Origin of the sequence: Methanomassiliicoccus sp., assembly GCA_012719175.1 — an archaeon.
Lineage (GTDB): Archaea > Thermoplasmatota > Thermoplasmata > Methanomassiliicoccales > Methanomassiliicoccaceae > UBA6.
On sequence record JAAYAX010000004.1, the window covers coordinates 541,691 to 563,172 of the forward strand.

A 21,482-nucleotide genomic window follows, 5' to 3' on the forward strand; every position below is an offset into this window, starting at 1 on the left:
TTGTGCAGGGGTCATCCCCTGTACAATATGGTGGAGCTGACCATCGTGTAGACCTTGCTCAGCGAGGGGTTTCTCTCCATGGCCATGTACTCCGTGCCGTAACCCTCGATCTGCATGTTGAGCTTGGGGGTGTAGATCATCAGGTTCATGTCCTCGAAGGTGGAGGTATTATCGATCTCATCTATCTCAGTGAAGCGGTAGAAGCCGTAGGGAGCGTTGCTGACCGGATACAGGCTCTCGGCCAGGAGCACGTTGTCTGCCGACGGGACCGTGGTGTCGGCGAACCTGCCGACGGTGTTGGACCGAACGTCGTCCATGAACGGCGCCCCGGACATGGACTGGTTCACGATGTTGTTCGAGAGCAGTACCACAGGGGCACAGATCACGAGCAGAGCAAGCACCGCGCCCACGAGCCTGGTCCTCAGCTCCGGGGCCGAGAAGGCCTTGGAGACGGGCATCACCATGACCTGCACCGACCTCTGGCCCAGGAAGATGGAGAAGAGTCCTACGACATACAGGAATCCCGACCACAGGATAAGCCATATGTCCAGGGATTTGACCTCTTTACGAGCGCGTGGGTACCGGACCATGAGGTAGAGGAAAAGGAGGGCGAAGGTGACCAGGCACAGCTTCGTCCCCCAGGAGAAGATATTATAGTACTGTGATAGAGAAGGGAAGAACAGGGGGTAGAAGGAGGTGGAGGACGACCCCCCCACGGCGGAGAACAGCGAATCCCAGGTCTCCCCTCCGGTCGTACCTATGATATCAATTAGCAGCTGCACGCTGTTCTCAATGGAGAAGAACTGGTAAAGGAAGCCGGAGATATAGATCACGATCAACAGCATGATGATGTTGACCATCGCCCGACTGTCGATGGAGGTTACATGACCGGGGACCCTCCGGTTCCTTATGGCCTTGGAGAGGAAATCCCCCATGATGGGGGCCAGGGCGAAGATGAAGAAGAACGGATGGGTGAACGTGAGGGTAAAGTACGCTATAATGAATAGGAACAGGTACGTCGACGTCTCCCTGGTGTTCAGGTCCATGAGCTTAACGTACAGCCCCATGACCAGGAAGAAGAGGACCAGCGCCATGGTCTGAGGTGCGAACTGGTTCACGATGAACATGTACGCGATGAGGATGTAGACGATCGGCGGAATGATCGAGTACTGGTGCTCTCCGTTCTCCCCGCTCTTCTTGAAATAGAGGAGCAGGAACAGGGGCACCATCATGTTGAAGGAGAGTATGCCCACGTGTAGGAGCTGGCTGATGGAGACCCCGGTGATATTGATGAGCGTCTTTGAGAAAACGAAGAAGATGGGCCATTCGAAATAGTCGTTCATGGTGATGGCCGACTCGTCGATGTGGGATGAGTCCGCAATTATGGATATGAACGTGGAGATGGACTTGTCCGTCTGCTGGTAGGGCGATATGAAGAAGAGGTTGGGGGAGTACAGTATGAAATAGAACAGTGCCACCCCGAGCATTATTTGGAACGGTGATCTGGCCCTGGAGAAAAGAAGCCACCACAGGACGGTCAGGGTCAGGATGAGCGCCCAGAAGAGGACGGGGATCTGGAAGTACACCGCCACTTCGTCCGAGAGGCGTATGGGGTATGAGGAGTGTATCGTCAGGATGAGGAGGTCCAGTACGACGAAGAGAAGGATCCATAGGACCTTCCTGTAGCGTGACGAGACCTTCGGTCCCTGTGCCTCACGATGCCCAAAAGCCCTCATGTCAAACCGCATCGCCGTACGCCTTTTCGATCTCCTTGGAAATGATCTCGAAGGTCCTGTTGGTCATGACCCAGGAACGGCCACCGCCCCCCATATTTATAAACAGGTTTTTTTGATTATCGTGGATGGTAATCATCCTCTCCATCGCCCCGGCGATGCCTTGGACCGAGTACTCTGTCAGGACCCCGCACCCGGCGGCGGACACCACCCGGCGGTGCTCGGGCAGCTCTACGTTGGCTATTACCGGTCTTCCCATGGCCATGTACTCGAAGACCTTGCAGGGCGAGCTCACGCGGTAGCAGTTCAGAGGCCTGATGATCGACAGCCCCACGTCCGCCGCGGCGATGTGGTCCGGAACCTCCCCGTAGGGGACCCTGCCCGTGAAGGTCACCCTGTCGTCCAGCCCGTACTCCTTCGCCTGTCTCCTGAGGTCCTCGAGCGCCTCCCCGTCCCCCACCAGCATCATCCTCACGCGAGAGTGCCGCTGGGCAACCTCCTTGAAGGAGCTGATGAGGATGTCCAGCCCCCTCATCCTGGCCATCGAGCCTACGTAGATGAGCACCAGGTCCCCGGAGGGGATGCCGTACCTCTCCCTCAAGCCCCTGCCGGTGTGCCCCTCGTTGAAGACATCGGTGTCGGCGCCCAGTGGCAGGGGGTGCATCTTTTCCTCGGGTATGCCCGCAGCCTTGAACTCTTCCAGCATCTCCATGCTGATAGGCAGGACGATGTCCGCCCCCCTCAATATGATGTTGACCAGCAAGAACTGCATGAGCCTGTAGTAGAGCAGCTTCACGGAGCTCATGCCAAAGTATTGGCGTTGGTTCAGGGCATCGGCATAGTGTGGGTAGGACTTGTTGTACGCCAGAGCTACACCGTTCAGTCTCTTTTGCAGCAAGGCGTTCATGGCGGACAGCTCGTCGTCCCTGACCTGCACGATGTCGTACTCCTTGCCCCTTAACTGGGAGGACATCAGCAAGAGGAGCCTCAGCTGGTAGACCATGGATGAGACCAGGAACACAACGGGATTGCTGCTCCTGCTGAAAGGGATGAGGAACAAGGTGCAGCTGTGGAACGAGGTCTTCCTCACCGGTCCAAACATGGGGGCGCGCTCTGGCATCACCCAGTCGATCTTGTGCCCCCGGGCCGGGAGGTGCTTCCCGTACACGCTCATGACCTCCGGCCAGCTGGGCATGGACGGATCGTAGAGGTTTGTTAGGATGAGGAGCATCCTCATTCTAGCACCCTGACCGCCTCGGCATCATGACTACACCATCCCGCTTCCCCAGCATGCATCGGTACCTTCTGTGGTTGTCAGCCGTTGTCATCTATTTAAATTTGCGACCACAGTATCGGCGCCTGGTCGCCTCGTCACCCTTCACTCCTCGTCCAGGAGCTTGGCTATAGTGCCCGAGGTCAGTCTGGACTCCACGAGCTTCCATTTCCTCTGCCCGGGGAAGGAGTCCAGGAACCTCACCTTCACCTCGGCGTCCTCTCCCAGTATCGCCCTGAAGGCAGTGCTGATCAGAGCAGTGTCCTCCTCGGTCATCCCCTCCCTACGGAACAACTCGATGGTGTATGCATCCCTGCTCTCCTGGACCAGCCTGAAGAAGTCGGGAACTCCCTTGAGATGGGGGAGAATGTTCTTGTCATAGTGATTCTCCACTACCATTCCGGAGATGGTCTTGCCCCTGGCGATCACAAAGTCGGTCGACCGCCCCTCGATCGCCTTCACGGCCAAGTGATGCCGTCCACAGGGGCATTCCGCATCGTCCAGCATCGCCACGTCCCCGGTCTCGTAGTTGATGAACGGCATGGAGTAGTTCCACAGCCCGGTGCCGATGATGCTCTCCTGCCCCCAGGCGTCCTCCTCCACCCTCATGATGCCCGTCTCCATCACCTGGTGGTACCGGCCCTCCCGGCACTGGCCGATGGAGACCACGTACTCGGACTGGGCGTACCAGTCCAAGACCTTCGTCCCGAAGGCCCTCTCGATGGTGTCCCTCATGTACTGGGGCAGCTGCTCTGAGGAGGTGTGCACCAGGATAGGGGTGAACTCCAGGTTCCTTCCTGACCGTTCCATGGCCTTACTGAAGACATAGAGGCAGTGAGGATACCCCCTGACCCCCTGAGGCCGGTAGCGGTTCAGCTTGTCGAGCATCCTCCCGATGCTCCCCTGGTCCAACCTGTAGGTGTTGAAGGACAGCTCTCCCAGCTTGGGGTCCCAGCGCCAGAGGGGGCCGTCCTGGTCATCTACGAAGTCCCCTCGGAAGCTGGCCATGCGGGCGTCCAGGCCCTCGAGCCCGCCCCATGCGTAGCTCCTCCACACCGAGGCGTACTCCATCTCCCGGTTCTGCTGGTCCAGGAGGAACCGGAGGGGCCTGCCGCTGGTCCCGGAGGTGGAGGCTTTCCCTGGCAGGTGTTCCGCAGCATCGGACGATGTCAAATCGGCGTACCTTCTCGTGATGGTCTCCCGGTCCAGGTGGGGTATGCGCCTCAGCGATGACAGGGAGTTTACGTCGGAGGGGTGAACCCCCTCCCTGGTGAACAGGTCGTGGTAGTATGGGACGTTCCTATAGGCGTGCTCCACCAGCGCCTTCAGTCGCTTCAGCTGGAACGCCTCCAGCTCCTCCAGGGACCATGTGTCGGACCCCATGAGGAACTTTAACTTGTCCTGGAAGCCTCTGCCCAAGAGGACCCTCCGGGGGACCGGTCTTAGGGCCATACCGATGGTCCTTTTCACCGCCGGCGGCATCCTCTTGTACAACCTTATGCTCGAACTGTAGGATGACATCCTCCAACCTTTCCCGTCTTGTTCCACCGCGGTATCACGCTGCCTACTACTATACTTTCCATGACAAAGCTGGGGAGCAATAATCACCGAGGCATGTACCTGAAGGCTCTGTTATCGATACCATCTCATTAAAAATGGACAAATGTTCCATCTGCGTGACATGCCTGGTACGGAGCGGAGGACTCGGCATTCAGAAATATTTGATCACTATCAATATTAAAGAATACTGACCATTTGAATTTAATATCATGCTAAATATTCGTTATGAACGCTGGTGGGATATAGATAGGGTCCAGGTTGAGGATAGGGCTGCTTCTGGAGCGCGATGTCGTTCCCTACTGGGCCGCGATGGCCATCGAGAGGATACGGGCGTCGCAGCAGGCTGAAGTCGCCTTGTTGATCCAGGACCATGGGCCGTTTCTGGACCATGAGGAACGTTCCTTCCGCGGCTCCCCCCTCTACCGCATCTACACCTGGTACGACCAGTCAAGGCACAGGGGCGGGCAGGACCCCATTCTCGATGTGGGGATCCCCCCGGACCTGGAAAAGGTAAGCAGGATGCGCCTGGGCCGCAGGGAGGACACTCCCCGGTCCCTCACCGAGCTTGATATGTCGGCTATAAAGGGCCAGGACCTCGATGTCATCCTGGATATCGGCGGGGTGACCCCACTCAAGGAGATGTCGGAGTGCTCCCGTTATGGGACGCTGTCGTTCCAGCCATGCGATGGGGGGTGCTATGACGGCAGGTACACGGGATTCTGGGAGACCGTCGACCGCGTCCCCGTCACCGGCTCCCACGTCACGAGGGTCAAGGACGGGGTGGCGACTGTGATCTACCGCTCCTTCTCCCACACCATAACCTGGTCGGAGAAGAGGAATCGGGAGCAAGTATACCACAAGGGCATCTCCTTCCTACCGCGGTCGGTGGAAGGTCTGTACCATCGGGGGGAGGACGCGATCACATCGGACGAGCTGATCCCTCTAATCGATGGGGCGGTCCCCTCCCGCCCCGCGCCCGGGAACTGGGACATCCTCCGCTACTTCGCGCGTCTGGCCCCGATGAACGCCAGGAACATCACGTCCTCCATCATATACGAGGAGCAGATAGCGGTCCGTTACCGGCTCGGCGATGATATCCCGGAATCCTTCGAGGGGTTCACCACCCTGATACCGCCGAAGCACCTGTGGTGGGCGGACCCTATCGTCACCAAGCAGGATGACGACTTCTACATCTTCATTGAGGAGCTCACACTGCCCAGGAGCAGGAACCTTGGGCACATATCGGTGATCAAGGTGGATTCCGAAGGAAGATACCAGGCTCCGGTCCCGGTGCTGAAGCGACCGTACCACCTCTCCTACCCCTTCATTTTCCAGCACGACGGCAGGCACTACATGGTCCCTGAGTCCTCGGGCGCGCACACCATCGAGCTGTACGAGGCGGTGGAGTTCCCCTACCGGTGGGAGCATGTCATGGACTTCATGAAGGACGTGCACGCTCATGACACCACCCTGGTCAGGAGGGACGGGCTGTGGTGGATGTTCACCAATATGATGGAGAACCCCGGGGCGCCTGTGGACGATGAGCTGTTCATCTTCCACTCTCAAGACCTGCTTTCTGATGAGTGGGTCCCGCATCCGATGAACCCGGTGGTCTCGGACGTGCGCACCGCCCGGCCGGCGGGACCGTTCTGCGAGCGCGACGGCGTCCTATACCGTCCGTCTCAGGACTGCTCCATCTGCTACGGTCACGCGGTCAACATCAATCGGGTGGTGGAGCTGAACGAGAGGAACTACCGCGAATCGTTGAGCAACCGGATCGAGCCTAGCCACTTCGAGAACGCCACCCGGGTCCACACCTTCAGCCACATGAGGGGGTTCACAGCGGTGGACACCTTCTTCATGAGGAGGCGTCTGCGCCCCGGCCGTTAGGCCGCGAGGGCGTCACCGTTCTCGTCCAGCGTTCCAATTATAAATAATACATACAAAATATTAATTAGTGGTTCCCCCTATAATAGCGTCCGTTCGGTCGGAAGGGGTCCTTGGCGCGGCCGCGGACATGCCTCGTTCCGGACGATATGCCGGGGTGCCAGAGCATTAATGGAGTGGACCGCAAGTCCATGTTCGATGGTGCAACTCCATCCCCCGGCCCCACAATTCCCCTTGAGGTGACCTCATTATAGAACATGCAACTATGATGGAGCTGCGTGGCATCGTGCGGCCAGAAGGGGGTCGGGACCGTTCTTCCTGTTCAGATCATCATATCGATCCCTCTCGAGCTATCCATTCGATCCGGGCGTGCGGATCATGGGGGCGGACAGCGTGGTGAACCGTACCCTGAGGGCACTGGTGATGGCCACTGGGTTCCACTCCGCGCTCCTGTTGATGTACGTGGTCGCCAGGATCACCCTCACCAGCGCCTGGGCGGGTCTGGACGATCCCTTCTTCTTCGAGATACCCCAGCTCACGTTCCTGGCCGTGGGTGTCCTGAGCCTTGCCCTCTGCGCAGCGTGCGTCGTCATCTACCTTGTACTATGGAGGTCGCAGAGCGATGGACGGTCCACCTCTGGACCTGGGGGGCCGATGCCATGATCGTCGTCTTGAACGCGCGTTGTATGGAGGTTGGCGATTGAACGCAGATATCGTCAGTAGATCGACTGTGTGGGGTCGTGCCGTCCTCGCGGTATGGCTTCTCAGCCTGCTGTCATGGTGCATCATCGTGGCGTGGATCCTGTCCGGCGGCTGCGCCTGTGATCTGCATACCCCGTTGTTCGGTGACATCTCGTACTTAAGCGCGGTCACTACAGGCATGGCCACGTTCTTCCTCAGCTTCGTGAGCATGTTCGCGTACCTGGCGTGGTGGTGGCGGTCAAGCTAGTACTGGTGATCCTCCGCATCGAAGCGTAGCCGAAGGTGATGAAGAATTGCCAAGTGATATTACCATCATGGACCATTGTTACGAAGGTTTATGAGAACGAAGTACGCCGCCATAGGCATGGTCGTTGTCCTCCTCGCCACCGGTTCTGCCGCTGTGTTACTGACCAAGGAATGTGACCGGCCGGGTTACGACCCCCTTGTCGCCGACATGGTCCTGAAGATCGATGAGGGCGAGATATACAGCACCATCTACGACCTGCAGAACTTCACGTCCCGCTACTACGGATACTCGGGAAACGAGCTGGCCTCCGTTTACCTCTTTGAGAGGATGAGCAGCATCCCGGGGCTGCAGGTGGAATTTCAGGGAGGGGCCTACCGCAATGTAATCGCCACCCTGCCGGGTACGGACGATGCTTCGACCAAGCTGTTCGTCATTGGAGCGCACTACGACAGCGAGAGCTCCGAGGACCCTGGATACGCCCCGGGGGCCACTGATAACGGCGGGGGTGCGGCCATCGTCCTGGAGCTGGCCCGGGTCATGAGCCAGTACATTTTCGACCACACCGTGGTGTTCGCACTGTGGAACGCTGAGGAGGGGGGCGCGGAGGTCATGGGCAGCAAAGTCTACGTGCAGGAGGCCAAGGCGAGCGGCCTGGACATAGCGCTGTACCTCAACTTCGACTCCGCCTGCTACGATCCCGACGGCTCCATGGTGCTGGATATAATGTTCGAAGAAAGCACGCGATGCGTCGCTGGCCTCATGAGCGAGAGCAACCAGCTCTACAAGATAGGATTGAAACTGACGTACAATGTCCACACCTGCGGCAGCGATCATCGGGCGTTCTGGGCGGAGGGTTATCCCGCGGTCATGACGCATCAGCCGGAGCATGGCCCGGCACACACCGCGAACGACACCGTGGACCAGGTCTCGACGCTGTTCGCCAAGAGGAACGGCCAGCTGGGTATGTCGGCGATGGCACACCTGGCGGGCGTTCATGCCATGGCGGATGAGTAGGGGCTTAGACGTTGGCAGAGGAACTGGGATGTTGCGAACTCACAAGACAGCGATGAAATGTAGGACGCTGGCCATGATAGAGCGCTATCGCCCATAGAAATAAATACTAACTGTTAAATTATTATAAACATATTCTTGCGTAGGATGGATGGATATGAACATTCTCGGCATCAATTACTATTTCCATGACTCGTCGGCATGCGTGGTCAGTGACGGCAAGCTCGTGGTGGCCATAGAGGAGGAGAGGCTGACGCGGCAGAAGCATACTGACGCCTTCCCCGAGAGGGCGATCGCGCGCTGCCTCCAGATCGCCGGCCTCCAGGCTGGGGACATCGACCACATCGCCATATCCATCCAACCGGGGTTGGACCGCGGCAAGAAGTTCACCTATGGGCTGAGGCAGGGCCGCAGCATGTTCAACTTCTTCAAGATCGAGACCGAGGTAGCGTGGTCGAAGAAAGGCATCCTCAGGTCTTGGCTCAGCAGGACGTACGATGGTGCGAAAAGGCCGCAGGTGCATTTCGTCCCCCACCACACCTCGCACGCCGTGGGCACGTTCTTAGTCAGCCCGTACGAGAGCGCCGCGGTGCTGTCCATCGATGGATCGGGAGAACTGGCCACCATCTTCAAGGGCGTGGGCAAGGAGAACACGTTCCAGTGCCTGTCCCAGGACTACTACCCCTACTCGCTCGGAATGGTGTACGAGGCGGCCACGGAGTTCTGCGGCTTCAAGCGCAACTACGACGAGGGTAAGACCATGGGCCTGGCGCCGCTTGGCGATCCCCGGACCTATGGGAGCGTGGTGGAGAAGATGTTCTGGGTAAACGACGACATGTCCGTGGGCGTGGACCTCTCCTACTTCGGCCACACCTACGGCGCTCCACGGTGCAACGAGAAGTTCGTCCAGACCTTCGGTCAGCCCCGGCCGGCGGTGAAGACGGCCAAGTTCGAGCAGAACCACCTGGACGTGGCGGCGGCGTTCCAGAAGCAGCTGGAGGAGTGCATACTGAAGATGGCGCGCCTGCTGCACGAGCGCACCAAGGAGGACTACCTGGTCATCTCCGGAGGGGTGGCCCTCAACAGCGTGGCCAACGGCCGGCTGGTCAGGGAGAGCGGCTTCAAGGACCTGTACGTGATGCCGGCGGCCGGGGACAACGGCACGGCCATCGGGGCCGCGTACTACGTGTACAACAGCGTGCTGGGTCAGCCGCGCAACTACGTGCACGACGATCCATATGTCGGGACCGAGTATGGGAACGATGCTCTCAGGCGCCTGCTCGAGGAGTGCAAGCTCGCGTACCGCCAGCTTCCGGACGGGGAGCTGGAGAGGGAGGCGGCGATGCTGCTGCACCGAGGCGACATCCTGGGGTGGTTCCAGGGCCGCATGGAGATCGGTCCCCGCGCACTGGGCAACCGCAGCATCCTTGCGGACCCGACGCTACCAGGTATGAAGGACAAGATCAACGCTCAGGTGAAGCATCGTGAGGCGTTCCGACCGTTCGCCCCCTCCTGTCCCATCGAGGACACGCCCCGCTTCTTCGAGCAGAACGTGGCCGACCCGTTCATGCTCAAGGTGTGCATGGTGCTGCCTGAGAAACAGAGTATGATCCCGGCGGTGACGCACGTCGACGGCACGGCGCGCCTGCAGACCATCCACAGGGAGACGAACCCGCGGTTCCACCAGCTACTGAAGGAGTTCGAGAAGGTAAGCGGCGTCCCGGTGCTGCTGAACACCTCCTTTAACGTGATGGGCGAGCCCATCGTGGAGTCGCCCATGGACGCCATCCGCTGCTTCTACACCACCGGCCTCGACCACCTGGTGCTGGGTAACTACGTCGTCAGCAAGAACAACTCCGGATGAGGGACGATCGAACGAAGGGGGACCATGGCGTTCCATGGCCCTGTGCTTTCTTTTTCTGTATGTTCCATCAGAGCGGGTTAGTAGTTAGAGACATCATGCCGGAACACCAGAGCATGAATGGAGTGGACCGCAAGTCCATGTTCGATGGTGCAACTCCATCCCCCGGCCCCAAATCGATCTTTGATTTATCAATTGTATAGTAAACGTCGATCCTCCCATACGGTTACGGTTGTTCTCGAAACAATAATTACTCGCTGATTGGCATCATTAATCATATGCGTCCTTCCAAAGATGTGCGGGAGATCGTCAAGTGGCCCAGAAGGCTAAAGCTCGGCTGTCCATTGAGCGTCGCACAGTTTGGATCCGGCCTCTATGGCAACCTCAGAGCCTTGAAGCCTCTACCGTGGAAGCTGCTGGAGGACGAGCCTCCCATGAACTTGGCATTCACCCTATCGGAGTTTTGCGATGCCAACTGCACCTTTTGCTGCCATCGTAAGACTACGCCGAGGAACATGATGAGCGACGAGGTGTTCCGAAAGGCAGCGAGTGAGTACCATGATATGGGCGGTACCAGGATATGGCTGAACGCGATGACCGGCGAGCCCTTGCTCGATCCTTTGTTCTTCGAAAAGACCTCATATCTCCGCTCCCTCGGTGGTTTCGAATCGGTGACCCTGACGACAAATGGCATCAGGATGGCAAAGGACCATATCGTCGATTCCCTCATAGAATCGGGGGTTACCCGGATCCTGGTAAGTACAGCCGGGTTCGAGAAGGAGGCTTACGAGCGGTACATGGGGGTGAAGCGTTACGATGAGTTCCTCTCCGGCCTGGTGAAGCTGCTCAAGAGGAATATCGAAACCGGAAATCACTTGGATGTTCAGATCGAGGTCAGGGGAGTTCTGGACGTCCTAGATACGTCAGACTTCAATACCAAGGTCCTACCCTTGGTGAAGGAGAGCAAAGGGAAGGTCACGGTCAATTTCCTGAGGCTATATACGGACTGGATAGGCCAGGTCGAAGAGGAGGGCCTGCCTGAGCACTGCGGCTTCAGCCCCAGGATACGGGTGAGCACGTCGCCATGCTTCCTTACGTTCAACCTGGGCGTACTGGCTAAGGGGGATCTGCGATTATGCAACTGCAACTACGGCGAAAAGGGAAGGATGGATGATCTGAGGATCGGCAACATAATGGAGGGATCGCTTCCGGAGATATGGAGATCGGAATTTACCAAGAAGGTGAGGAGATCTACCTATGGGCATGATTCCAACGACATGTGTCGCAGCTGCCTGATCTACTCCCCGTTGATAAGGAGGTTTCAATGATCTCAAATATCCTAGAGCGTTCGTCTACAACGAAGTTATATCATCTTGGGCTGGAATGAGTTGTACTAGTTAGTTATGCTTCGGAGGACAACATAGATCGAATCAGAGAATCTACTATCATTCCCTGCATCGCCGAACATAGTAGGACTGGAGGCAATCTAGTTTGTTAGAGAGCAGACTGAGGATCACGACCAGGTTACTGACCCTAGTGTATGTGCTGGGGGGGCTGAGTGCGTTTCTCTTTTCGTTTTTAATGGGGGCGCACAGGGAGGCCTTCGCCCTCGCTTTTCTCTTTGGGGTGGTCCTATCGATGGTGTCAGTCTCAAAGAATTACTCGCAGCATGTATCAAAACCATTGAGATCGAGCAAGGTACGGATGATGACCACGGGAACATTGTTCTTCATCTTCCTGACCGCGGCGATATTGGTCTTTGCCGATGACCGATCACGTCAAGTCTTATCCATTTCGTTCTTCCTTATCGTCGGTGCCTGCCTGGCGCTCATCGCCATCCAGATACTGTTCCTGCTTGAGGAGAGCACGAAAGGACAGTACTTCGTGCTCTTCGAGATAGCTATCTTGTCATTCGTGGTGAGCTGCTCCTTCCTATTGCTATACCCCGGATACCAGGGGGGAGACTCCGCGTACCATATCGGCTTCATCAATAGCATTCTGAGCAATGGTAACTTCAACTCCTGGTTCGGTCATTACAACCACTATCCGTTCTATCAGATACTTTTCGTGGACGCCATCTCCATTGTCGGACTGTCCATAAGAGAATCTCAGATCATTTTGGCCCTGGTGCAGATACTCTTCCTGATCTTTCCCTTTCTTCTGATGAGGCGCTTCTTCGGCCCCACCGCTGGGCTCCTTGCCGCCCTATTCCTATCGATGGCCCCTAACCTGTTCGGTCCGAAGTTCACCTTCTTCCCTGGAGCGTTCAGCGCCATACTTATCATACTCACTCTATTCATCATGCTCTACCCTACGGAAAAGAACCCGGAGATATTCTTATGCCTCATCATAGGCCTTATCGCCACTGTGCTGGTCCATCCTCTGAGCTCCTTCTTCATCGTGGTCATCATGGCTATCATCGTGACCATGCAGAAGGCGCTCAGAGTTAAGTCGATCCGGTGGGCTTACCCCATAGGGCTTTTAATTATGGTGATGACCATCATTATGTGGACAAGGCCCCTGGTGGAAGGAGGTGATCTCTTCTCATTGGTCACCAATTCATTCTTCGACTCCTTGTTCACCGTTGACGTGAGCGGGATCGACAAGGCCACGTTATCACAGCAAGTCAATTGGGCGGATATGCTCATGAACGACCTGGGACTAGCGATCCTGATCGCACTTGGCATAATCGGGGCCTTCATGATCCTCCGGACGAATGCAACCTCCCGGAACAAGGAGGGGCTGATCGATGACTTCAGCGTTATACTGTCAAGCATCGCGTTGGTGATAATCCCCATTCCCTTTGTGCTCACCATTGTTTATCCTGACGGGTTGCCCAACAGATGGTTCGTTCTCGTGGAGATCCTGGCCAGCATGACCGCATCATTAGCAGTGATTTTTATTGTTAGAAGGGGACGGAGGAAAGTACTGGTACGTTCAGGCCTGGTGGCGATGATCTCGCTCATGCTGATGCTGATGGTCACAAGTCCGATGGCCAATCCCAGTACCAAGGTATTCTCTTCCAGCCTATCTAACGACCCCGCGGCCAGGATGACCGAGATCACGGGAGCGGGCTTCATGAACGCGCAACATTACGAAAAGGTGGCTTCGAGCTCATGGTACTCCAATGCTATTTCGATCTACAACACGTGGCTAGGGCCGCACAGTTGGATAAATCCTGAGGTTCCTTTATCTTATGAGGGTCTCAGCATTATCATCAGCGATAACGACCTCCAGAACGGGTTCATAATACCGCTTTATGGAGCTGGACAACTTCTGGAGACAGTATATCCTGATGATCGTCTTCGATCGTACCTCCACGATGCCAGCAAGATTTATTCCAACGAGAACTCGTGGATCTATCAGTAAAGTGGCCCTGTCACTGTATCTGAGCCAACACTTTGAGCATGACCACGGCGAGGAATATGGCGAGCAGGGGGACGATGGCATATAACAAAGCCTTTCTCAATTTCTCTGGGCCTTCCTTATTCACCACTAGCATGGAGTATATCGAGAGGAATATTGCTAGTAAAAGGCCTATGAACAAAATAAGATCGCTCCCCCATAGAGAAATATCTATATCCTGAAGGTCCAGGCCGAGATGGTCCATGTTCATCCACCGAAATGCATGATTTCTATATCTAGCGCAACATACATTTTACTATGTCGATTAATACGTTTTTCATATTTTGTTATTTATTTTATCATCCCAAGGTCCTGCCATCGGCCAATCCCGATCCCCACTAGCCTTCGATCCCTGAGCGTTTTAAAGTAGTTCACCTTTGATCCTATTTCCTTCAAAGACCGACCTCAAGGTCGTGATGAGATCCCTCCTCGAAAGATATTCCACTACCTCCTGGTCCTTAATTTTCTCCTTATCTAAAACACCCGATAGGTATCCGGTAATCATGGCGAGGTACTGATAGTGAGGAGGAAACCTAGAGTAGTAGAGGGAGAAGAGCAGCGCGTACAGGGGAGGGTAACCTATTGAATATAGACCCCGGCCCCTCTGCATGTTGCCCTTCCATTGACCAATCTTGGTCCCCCCCTGCCGCTTCGTGGTGAAGGAAACCTGGGGGAACACTTGGGTCCTCATTCCCCTGACTATGGCCTTGACCAGCAGCACCGTATCAGGTTGATAACAGATCGGGTAGCCACCGACGTCCCGAAGGAAGCTCCTACGGTACAACCTAATATCATTAAATCCCACCAGGGGATCATCCCTGCCACTGGAGATCGAGTAGCGATGGCTACGGATTTCCATGTTCTGGATACCGCAGCAGATCGCAAGATTATTATCCCGCTGCATCTCGCTGATCAGTATCTCGAAGTAGTTGTGGTCCAGCGCAACGTGGGCATCGGTCTTTCCAATATATTCAACGTCATAGGTCATCGCTCTGTCAAGGGCAGCGTTCACCGTCCTAGCAAAGCTCTGGGGGCCGTAACCCTCAGAAGCAGGGGTGGAGCTCTCCACGACCTCTATCCATTCCTCAGAGCCCAGCAGGGTTTGCGCACTTTCGTAACTGCCATCAGTGCTATTGGAGTCCACGGCCACCACCCACGATACCGGCCTCACCGTCTGAGCCATAACCGTGTCCTTCAGGCGAATGATGTTATGACATTCATTTCTCAGAGGAGTTATCAGAACGTAGCGGGGTGTTCCATGTCCTCCTAGCATCAATATTGTATTTCCCAATCTAGTTATTTATAAGCACGTTCACTCACCCTTCCGTATTCTCGTTCCCCTGACTAAATATCCGGGCCAGGAACGAGAAGGGGTTTCATTGTTGGAAGCCGCTTGCCCTGGAAAATTCATTTTTTTCTATCAAAGAAGGGTATGGTTTCTCTCAGGGTGACGAATTCGAACCCTTTCTGCTTGCCTAGTTCCAGTACCCTCCTTAGTCTCTCGAGGATCGCCCTGGCCCTCTCTTCGGTCCTGGATGCAGGACTTGCGCCAGGTATTATCTCCATGCTATGGAACATCAGGTTCACGACCACGGTGGTGTTCTCGCCCCCTCTCCTCATTATGTGGTTGATGCCGTACATCATTCGCACAAAATCGCTGGTTGATGGGGAGATCCAGACGCAGTATAGCATGTCCGGTAGCGAGCATAGGGAGCCCTTCATCCTCCGGCTGAGCTGGTCCAAGAGCCTTTGGTAGGGGTAGGGGACGATGGACACCGGTATCTCCAAGATTTCCGCTTCTCCCTTCTTGGTGATGTCCTCATAGCTCGGATGATAAGGCTGATCGCACGCGGAACGGAAGTCCGCCCTCCCCTCCTTATAGTTCCACAAGATTCCGGGGGTGACACTGGAGTCCACGAGGTAGCCCAGCTCCTCGAGCAAGGTTATGGTGTTAGGTCCTGCTCCAAATCTGCCAGCCCGAAATGATATTGGCGACGTTCCGAACGCTCTCTGGAAGTGCTGGGTGAGGTTGCGCAGCTTGCCTCCCTCCACCTCGCGGCTGTAAGAGCACTGCATCTCCCGAATGTACTGGTTCTTAACGTCAAGGAGCGTCCTCTGAGGCTCGACCACATCTCCGTGAAGGTGCGTCCCCAGCTCGCAGGATGGGGTTTGCCTCAGTACCTCCACGCACTCCTCCTGCCTGATCACCTCATCGCTCAGAAGGTAGGTTGGTCGGGCACCTACTTTTTCGAACAACGGTGTCAGCAGGTTCGGTATCCCGTGAAGGACCGACCTATAGGTCTCCGTCCCCGGATTGGTCCAGTCGGGGGACTTGTCCACCTCGGTATCTATGGTCACAGCCATAAGCACAGTTAGATCACTCATCGTGGTCCCGCGAGGCCTCCGAAAGAATAGTCGGCACCTGTTTGAACTATGTGAGGCTCAACCTATTAAGGACTTATCACGCCCAATAAGACCACCTAAATCTTTTCCAGCCACTCCCTCTTCCATAGGAAGAAACACGAGCGGTCGCACCCATTGTGCCTGCTACCGTCGCAGTACGCTCCGCCCAGGGAATAGGTCGGTGATCTCATAATCCTCATCTCCCCCGTGGACTCTAGAAGCAGCCGCTCCACCTTCTTGTGGACACGGAACTCTTGGTTGCACAGGTCGTACATCTCCGGCATCAGGAGCAGACCGCGCAGCCTTCCATTCTTATCCAATGTCGCCCTTATCTCGTCCTCTGGTCTTACCCTGACAAGGTCACCCGGCTCCAGGTCTGCATGATCGATAATGACAGCCTTCTCCTTTGACTTAGTGACTGGTCCGGGGCGTGCAAGTAACATCGATCTGAACAAAGTCATAGTCCAGGGCAATCGGAACATTATTGTATGACCTGCTATTGATCTCAACATGGCAGGAGGGATGACCTGACCCTTTGCGAGTGAAGAGCAACGTACGCCGTTATAGAAAGTGAAGTTACAGGCCTCCCATCTTTTCTCCATAGTATCTCTCATTATCAATACACCACTTGGACTTACATTATTCTTTGTCTGATCGGTCCTCCTCTATGGAAGGTCATAATATGCTCAAGAGTGACACACCAGGCCCTTCGATCATCGTCCTTACGTGTTCTGAGCCTAGCGGTGAGTTATCTTGTTCCATAGCCCTGCCGTCCTCCTCCCGGCCTTTAACACCGCTGAGTAGTCCTTGAGGTAGGAGTGGCGTGCGGTGACCTGGCCCCCAAAGCCTCTCTTGAACCTGTTAATCCTCTCCATCTCCGGGTCTGGATGCGCGTCCGAGTAATATCCTCCCAGATCGAAGCTGCTCAACCCCTTGTTGTATGCATAGTTGATCGCCTCCCAGACCAGCAGTCGGTTGCCGAAGCTGATCATCTTCTGAATGCTCTCATCAGTCTCCAATCTTCGGGAGACCGCCTGCAGGCCTCGCATGTACTTATCATCATGTATCGCTAAATAGCCACAGAGTATCTGGCCATTTAGCTCGGCAGTGAACAATGTCCCATGATCTCTGATGAAGTCCTCAGAGTAGTTATACGGGGCGAGCTTTTTGGATCTTCTGAAGTCCTTATTCATCTGGATGAACTCTACAATATGCGCGTTCCTGTTGACCGTGAAACCCTCTTTCTCCGAGCGCCGGATGAACTTCCTGCAGTCCCCGGCCATGTTCTCCCAAACTGGATCCAATCCATGGGAGAGGTCCAGGACCAGCGTGGACAGTGTTTCACGAGAGAACCCTTTGGCATCTACCACGTCTATGCAGTGGAGATGGCAGATGCTATCTATGCCCTCATCATCATAAGGCCTGTCGCTGAACCATACTGTGCGCAGCTTGAACATTGATATTTTTTTATCGGTCACCAGAGGCATGATCATGTTCCGCGGAGCGGTCCATCAAAGATAGAAGTCTAGCTGCTCCCTATTTGTAATTAGGGAATCGCCTAGGATTACGAGTGCTGCCTAGGGGTGGGAGAACCACGATACAGTGACTTATGAGAATGATTTTGTGAACAAATTTCCAAAATGGGCATTTCTAAAATGTCATATTAATTTTATTTTAAATTAATAAAATTAAAACTAATAAAGTAATGCAAAATAATATAATATTAACTGAAATCAATTTAGATAATCAGTATTGATTACGAGTCTCAAAAGTATAAAGTATAAGCTCGCGGTTTAGCCGCCAAACGGTCACATAAATATTGTGGATAGAAGAAGTTGACCGGTAAGTGGAGAAAACTACCCTTCTAGAGAAAACTATCTAAATATAGGAACAAAGAGGGTGAAAAATCTATCGAGATGATAAGATGGATAAAATATATAATAAAAAGAATAGAAATAGGAATATTCGTTTTATCGCGATAATCGTCGCCTCCATCATGTTGTCATCAGCGACCTTGGTCTTCCTAGGCACCGATGAGGCGGCCGCGGCTCCAGACTATTCCTATATCGTGAGTAAGAACACGAGCGGAAAGACAGTTGTAAAGAGCGCCTACGGTTACACTGCGTATTCCTCATCAACCTCCAACAAGGCGATCCAATGGGCCATAGATCATAGCGCCAGCGGTAAGACCGTCCTGATAAATGCTGGAACCTATGCCTTGATGAGCGGCCTCACCATGAAAAGAGGAGTGACTCTCAGTGGAGTGGGTGACAACACCGTCCTTAGGAACGGGGAGATCGATGTTTTCACATCGAATGTCGTCATTCAATCCCTTCGTATGGAAGGGACATGCCATATCCTGATCGCCTCCAAAAGGGCCGCGATCTCAAATATCGTCGTCCAGGATGTATCGGCCACCACAGGGGTCACTCCTGAGGTATTCTCGGTCAAGGCCGCCACCTACAAGGTGTCGTACGTAAAGTTCATCCGTGATACGGTCACCAACAGTGCCGCTAACGGTTTCACCATCAATGGAGAGGGGCCGGTCAGTGACATACTGTTCGATTCCTGCAAGGCCATCAGCAACGGCCTGACAAACCGCCCTAACGATTGGGTCGTGGGTTTCGCTTTGGACGGTAGCAATTCCTTGATGCAGAACGTGAAAATGGTAAATTGCGAGGCCTCCTACAGCTGGGAGAGCGGCTTCTTCCTCAGCCCTTCGATCTCCAAGACCGGGGTGGTCCTACAGGATTGCGTGGCCAACTATAATGGCCAGAAGCCTAACGCCCAAGAAGGTTACGGATACTTGCTGGATTCCTCGGTCAGCATGATCGACAGCACCGGGGTGGGTAACAAGGGTGGGTTGACCAACCTGCAGCCTGCGCCTCAGCCAGTCGAGAAGAAGGAATCTACGATGACCATTACCGTACCATCCTCCTCCATAAACACGGGGAGCAGCATGGTGGCCTCCGGTGTGCTGAGCAGTGAAAGCTCCTCTGGCTCTGTACTTATAAGCGGGGCGACCGTCCGTCTATCGGTAAAGTTGCCTGATGGTACGAACGTCAACCCCGTCGAGGGTTCGACCGCTGTCACTGACTTGAGCGGTAGGTTCACCATGAGCTATGCACCTGCCACCGCCGGAACGGTGACCTTTGCCGCCACCTTTGATGGTGATGGTAGCTATGACGGGACCTCCGCTAGCGTGTCCTTCACAGCGGTCGCACCGGCGCCGCAGAAGACCGCGTCCTCGGTGACCCTGACCCTAGCTTCCAGCAACGTGGAGACCGGGAGCAGTCTCCATGCCGACGGTGTGCTGAAAGGCTCGTCCCCCATACCTGATGCCACTGTCAGCCTCGCGGTCACGCTGCCCGACGGCAACACCGCGAACCCTGAGAAGGGAGCGACGGCGGTGACGGATGCGTACGGCAGATTCAGCATGGACTACGTACCGTCCACGGCTGGGACCTATAAGTTCACAGCCACTTTCGGTGGGAACGAACAGTATATCGGGTCCTCGACGAGCGCCTCGTTCAACGTTGTAGCGCCGACCCCGACACCTACGACCACTTACGACTACATCGTGTCGAACAACGTAGTCAAGGGGCCCACCGGCAGCACCGCCTATACCGGCTCGAGCTTCACTGCCGCCCTGAACTGGGCCTGCACTCAGACAGGAAGGGTCGTGTACGTTCCTGCAGGAAGCTATTCCCTCAGCGACAACATCAACTTCGCTAGCGGCGTTACGCTGATGGGCGATGGGGCCATGAGCACGGTGTTCACCTTCACCACCAAGAGCATGAAGTACGCGGACTACTCCGACGCCAGCTTCCATGTGAAGGACGTTGATGGTGTGACCCTGAAACAGTTTGGGATCACCGGCCAGGGCTGCGTGCGATTGTCCTCCACGTCGGGCACTCACGGCGGCCACGTCGTACAGGACGTGACGGTCTGGGACACCAACTACATGGTGGTCAACGCCTTCGGCACCTGGGTCTCCAGGGGCACGGGCGCCAGCGTGAACGACATCAAGTTCATACGCTGCGTAGCCTACAACGTGGGCGGCAACGGCTTTGCCATCATGGGCAACTTCCCGTGGAGCACCGGAACAGCAGGGACCCAACACAACATCTACTTCGAGGACTGTAAGGCCCTGTACTGCGGATACACCAACGATATTTGGGATTGGACCGTCGGCTTCGACCTGGTGGAGCAGTGCCACATCGACAAGGTCACTCTGGTCCGGTGCGAGGCCTCATACAATTGGGAGAGCGGGTTCCACCTGGAGTACGGACCGACGGTCACGGACTGCGTGTTCCAGGACTGCGTGGCCAACTACAACGGGCAGTCATACTCCGATCCCCGGGGAGCGGTGTGGGGGGCTGGCTATCTCACCTTCGGCTACCAGGATGTAACGAAGACCAGATGCACCGGCATCGGTAACGCTGGGGGTACCTTCTACAGCGCGGACCGCTACCCTGTCGAGCAGAAGACCGTCTCCGGCTACGGGTACACCTATTCTGTTTCCGGAACAACGGTGAAGAACACTGGCGGCACGACCGTGTACACCGGCTCCAGCTTCACCACAGCCCTGCAGTGGGCCTGCAGCCAGGCCAACGCTGTGGTGCGCATACCTGGGGGCACCTATTCGGTGACGGGACAGATCACCCTCGCTAGCGGCGTTTGCCTCTACGGCGGCATCGACCTCAACGAGTGGTTCTCCAGCCCCGGAAGTCCTACTATACTGAACTTCCCGGGTACCAGCGCCGATGAGGGCTTCGCCATCCACAATGTGGACAACGTGCGCATGAACCTGCTCCGCATAAACAACGGGAACGTGGAGATAACTGCAGATGGCGGGGATACCGTCAGCAACATCAAGCTGAGGGGTCTCATAGTGAACGAGGCCTCGTCCCTGCACCCCGCGGCCATATACTCGTACTGTGCCAGCGGCTCGACCATAGACGGTCTGGACATAGGCGCGTGCGAGGCCAAGGCGGCGCACACCGACGGCTTCCGATTTGCTGGTGCTGGCAGCAGCACCAACGCCTGGCTCAAGAACCTGAAGCTGACGTGCTGCAATGCTCTGAGCTGCGGTCAGACCTCGCCGAGGTACGGCGACAGTGTCGGCTTCCGGCTCGGGGAAGGTGTGAACATCCAGACCGTCACCGTGGTGGGCTGCGATGCGGAGTACAGCTACTGCTCGGGCTTCTACTTCAGTACTGGAAGCCAGATCAGCGGCAGTCTCACCGATTGTGAGGCCCAATACAACGGTCAGAAGGGCGATACCGCCAACGGTGCAGGGTACCAGCTCAACGGATACCCAGTGACGATGACGAACTGCGTGGGGACCGGGAACATCGGACCGCTGGTCCGCGCGTGATCTTCGTCTCGAAGATAAAC

16 protein-coding genes are annotated in these 21,482 nt (G+C 55.7%); 8 read left to right on the forward strand and 8 right to left on the reverse strand.

The window, feature by feature from the left end; all coding sequences use genetic code 11:
• Positions 1 to 11 precede the first annotated feature (11 nt).
• The 3 genes from GXX95_03080 to GXX95_03090 form a co-directional block, all read right to left on the reverse strand.
• Positions 12 to 1,748, reverse strand: a complete 1,737-nt coding sequence (locus GXX95_03080) for a hypothetical protein (GenBank protein NLT37126.1) — start codon at positions 1,746 to 1,748, stop codon at positions 12 to 14.
• A complete protein-coding gene (locus tag GXX95_03085; protein NLT37127.1) occupies positions 1,738 to 2,970 on the reverse strand; it encodes a glycosyltransferase in 1,233 nt (410 codons plus the stop codon). The genes GXX95_03080 and GXX95_03085 overlap by 11 nt, the downstream gene beginning before the upstream one ends.
• Positions 2,971 to 3,111: 141 nt before the next feature.
• Complete coding sequence (locus tag GXX95_03090; protein ID NLT37128.1) at positions 3,112 to 4,527, reverse strand: phenylacetate--CoA ligase family protein; 1,416 nt, start codon at positions 4,525 to 4,527, stop codon at positions 3,112 to 3,114.
• Positions 4,528 to 4,824: 297 nt separating this feature from the next.
• Between GXX95_03090 and GXX95_03095 the strand changes: the two genes are divergently transcribed.
• The 7 genes from GXX95_03095 (at position 4,825) to GXX95_03125 (ending at position 13,643) form a co-directional block, all read left to right on the forward strand.
• On the forward strand, positions 4,825 to 6,456 hold the full coding sequence (locus tag GXX95_03095; protein ID NLT37129.1) for a hypothetical protein: 1,632 nt from the start codon (positions 4,825 to 4,827) through the stop codon (positions 6,454 to 6,456).
• Between the two features lie 375 nt (positions 6,457 to 6,831).
• On the forward strand, positions 6,832 to 7,116 hold the full coding sequence (locus GXX95_03100) for a hypothetical protein (protein NLT37130.1): 285 nt from the start codon (positions 6,832 to 6,834) through the stop codon (positions 7,114 to 7,116).
• A 37-nt stretch (positions 7,117 to 7,153) separates the two neighbouring features.
• On the forward strand, positions 7,154 to 7,402 hold the full coding sequence (locus tag GXX95_03105) for a hypothetical protein (GenBank protein NLT37131.1): 249 nt from the start codon (positions 7,154 to 7,156) through the stop codon (positions 7,400 to 7,402).
• Positions 7,403 to 7,492: 90 nt separating this feature from the next.
• Positions 7,493 to 8,416 (forward strand): Zn-dependent exopeptidase M28, encoded by a 924-nt coding sequence (locus GXX95_03110; GenBank protein NLT37132.1) that lies wholly within the window; start codon positions 7,493 to 7,495, stop codon positions 8,414 to 8,416.
• 154 nt (positions 8,417 to 8,570) lie between these two features.
• Positions 8,571 to 10,277 carry a carbamoyltransferase gene (locus GXX95_03115; protein ID NLT37133.1) on the forward strand — a complete coding sequence of 569 codons (1,707 nt, stop codon included), beginning with the start codon at positions 8,571 to 8,573 and terminating at the stop codon, positions 10,275 to 10,277.
• A gap of 275 nt (positions 10,278 to 10,552) precedes the next feature.
• A complete protein-coding gene (locus GXX95_03120; GenBank protein NLT37134.1) occupies positions 10,553 to 11,602 on the forward strand; it encodes a radical SAM protein in 1,050 nt (349 codons plus the stop codon).
• 310 nt (positions 11,603 to 11,912) lie between these two features.
• Positions 11,913 to 13,643: a hypothetical protein gene (locus GXX95_03125; protein ID NLT37135.1), complete on the forward strand. Its 1,731-nt coding sequence runs from the start codon at positions 11,913 to 11,915 to the stop codon at positions 13,641 to 13,643.
• Positions 13,644 to 13,653: 10 nt separating this feature from the next.
• Here GXX95_03125 and GXX95_03130 read toward each other — a convergent pair whose 3' ends face one another.
• From GXX95_03130 to GXX95_03150, 5 genes are all read right to left on the reverse strand, one after another.
• Positions 13,654 to 13,884 (reverse strand): hypothetical protein, encoded by a 231-nt coding sequence (locus GXX95_03130; GenBank protein ID NLT37136.1) that lies wholly within the window; start codon positions 13,882 to 13,884, stop codon positions 13,654 to 13,656.
• Positions 13,885 to 14,040: 156 nt separating this feature from the next.
• A complete protein-coding gene (locus tag GXX95_03135; protein ID NLT37137.1) occupies positions 14,041 to 14,952 on the reverse strand; it encodes a glycosyltransferase family 2 protein in 912 nt (303 codons plus the stop codon).
• Between the two features lie 134 nt (positions 14,953 to 15,086).
• Positions 15,087 to 16,064 (reverse strand): hypothetical protein, encoded by a 978-nt coding sequence (locus GXX95_03140; protein ID NLT37138.1) that lies wholly within the window; start codon positions 16,062 to 16,064, stop codon positions 15,087 to 15,089.
• Positions 16,065 to 16,159: 95 nt separating this feature from the next.
• The gene (locus GXX95_03145) at positions 16,160 to 16,525 is read right to left on the reverse strand and encodes a hypothetical protein (GenBank protein NLT37139.1); all 366 of its coding nucleotides are present in this window, start codon (positions 16,523 to 16,525) and stop codon (positions 16,160 to 16,162) included.
• A 294-nt stretch (positions 16,526 to 16,819) separates the two neighbouring features.
• The gene (locus GXX95_03150; protein NLT37140.1) at positions 16,820 to 17,569 is read right to left on the reverse strand and encodes a hypothetical protein; all 750 of its coding nucleotides are present in this window, start codon (positions 17,567 to 17,569) and stop codon (positions 16,820 to 16,822) included.
• A gap of 509 nt (positions 17,570 to 18,078) precedes the next feature.
• On the opposite strand from GXX95_03150, the gene GXX95_03155 reads away from it, so the two are divergent.
• The gene (locus GXX95_03155; protein ID NLT37141.1) at positions 18,079 to 21,462 is read left to right on the forward strand and encodes a hypothetical protein; all 3,384 of its coding nucleotides are present in this window, start codon (positions 18,079 to 18,081) and stop codon (positions 21,460 to 21,462) included.
• Positions 21,463 to 21,482: the final 20 nt, after the last annotated feature.

What these genes read in the sequence shown, in the direction of transcription:
- GXX95_03080 (NLT37126.1), bottom strand. Translation starts at nt 1,748, where the DNA reads ATGCGGTTTGACATGAGGGCTTTTGGGCATCGTGAGGCACAGGGACCG.
- GXX95_03085 (NLT37127.1), bottom strand. Translation starts at nt 2,970, where the DNA reads ATGAGGATGCTCCTCATCCTAACAAACCTCTACGATCCGTCCATGCCC.
- GXX95_03090 (NLT37128.1), bottom strand. Translation starts at nt 4,527, where the DNA reads ATGTCATCCTACAGTTCGAGCATAAGGTTGTACAAGAGGATGCCGCCG.
- GXX95_03100 (NLT37130.1), top strand. Translation starts at nt 6,832, where the DNA reads ATGGGGGCGGACAGCGTGGTGAACCGTACCCTGAGGGCACTGGTGATG.
- GXX95_03110 (NLT37132.1), top strand. Translation starts at nt 7,493, where the DNA reads ATGAGAACGAAGTACGCCGCCATAGGCATGGTCGTTGTCCTCCTCGCC.
- GXX95_03115 (NLT37133.1), top strand. Translation starts at nt 8,571, where the DNA reads ATGAACATTCTCGGCATCAATTACTATTTCCATGACTCGTCGGCATGC.
- GXX95_03120 (NLT37134.1), top strand. Translation starts at nt 10,553, where the DNA reads ATGCGTCCTTCCAAAGATGTGCGGGAGATCGTCAAGTGGCCCAGAAGG.
- GXX95_03125 (NLT37135.1), top strand. Translation starts at nt 11,913, where the DNA reads ATGGTGTCAGTCTCAAAGAATTACTCGCAGCATGTATCAAAACCATTG.
- GXX95_03130 (NLT37136.1), bottom strand. Translation starts at nt 13,884, where the DNA reads ATGGACCATCTCGGCCTGGACCTTCAGGATATAGATATTTCTCTATGG.
- GXX95_03135 (NLT37137.1), bottom strand. Translation starts at nt 14,952, where the DNA reads ATGCTAGGAGGACATGGAACACCCCGCTACGTTCTGATAACTCCTCTG.
- GXX95_03140 (NLT37138.1), bottom strand. Translation starts at nt 16,064, where the DNA reads ATGAGTGATCTAACTGTGCTTATGGCTGTGACCATAGATACCGAGGTG.
- GXX95_03145 (NLT37139.1), bottom strand. Translation starts at nt 16,525, where the DNA reads ATGTTACTTGCACGCCCCGGACCAGTCACTAAGTCAAAGGAGAAGGCT.
- GXX95_03150 (NLT37140.1), bottom strand. Translation starts at nt 17,569, where the DNA reads ATGCCTCTGGTGACCGATAAAAAAATATCAATGTTCAAGCTGCGCACA.
- GXX95_03155 (NLT37141.1), top strand. Translation starts at nt 18,079, where the DNA reads ATGTTGTCATCAGCGACCTTGGTCTTCCTAGGCACCGATGAGGCGGCC.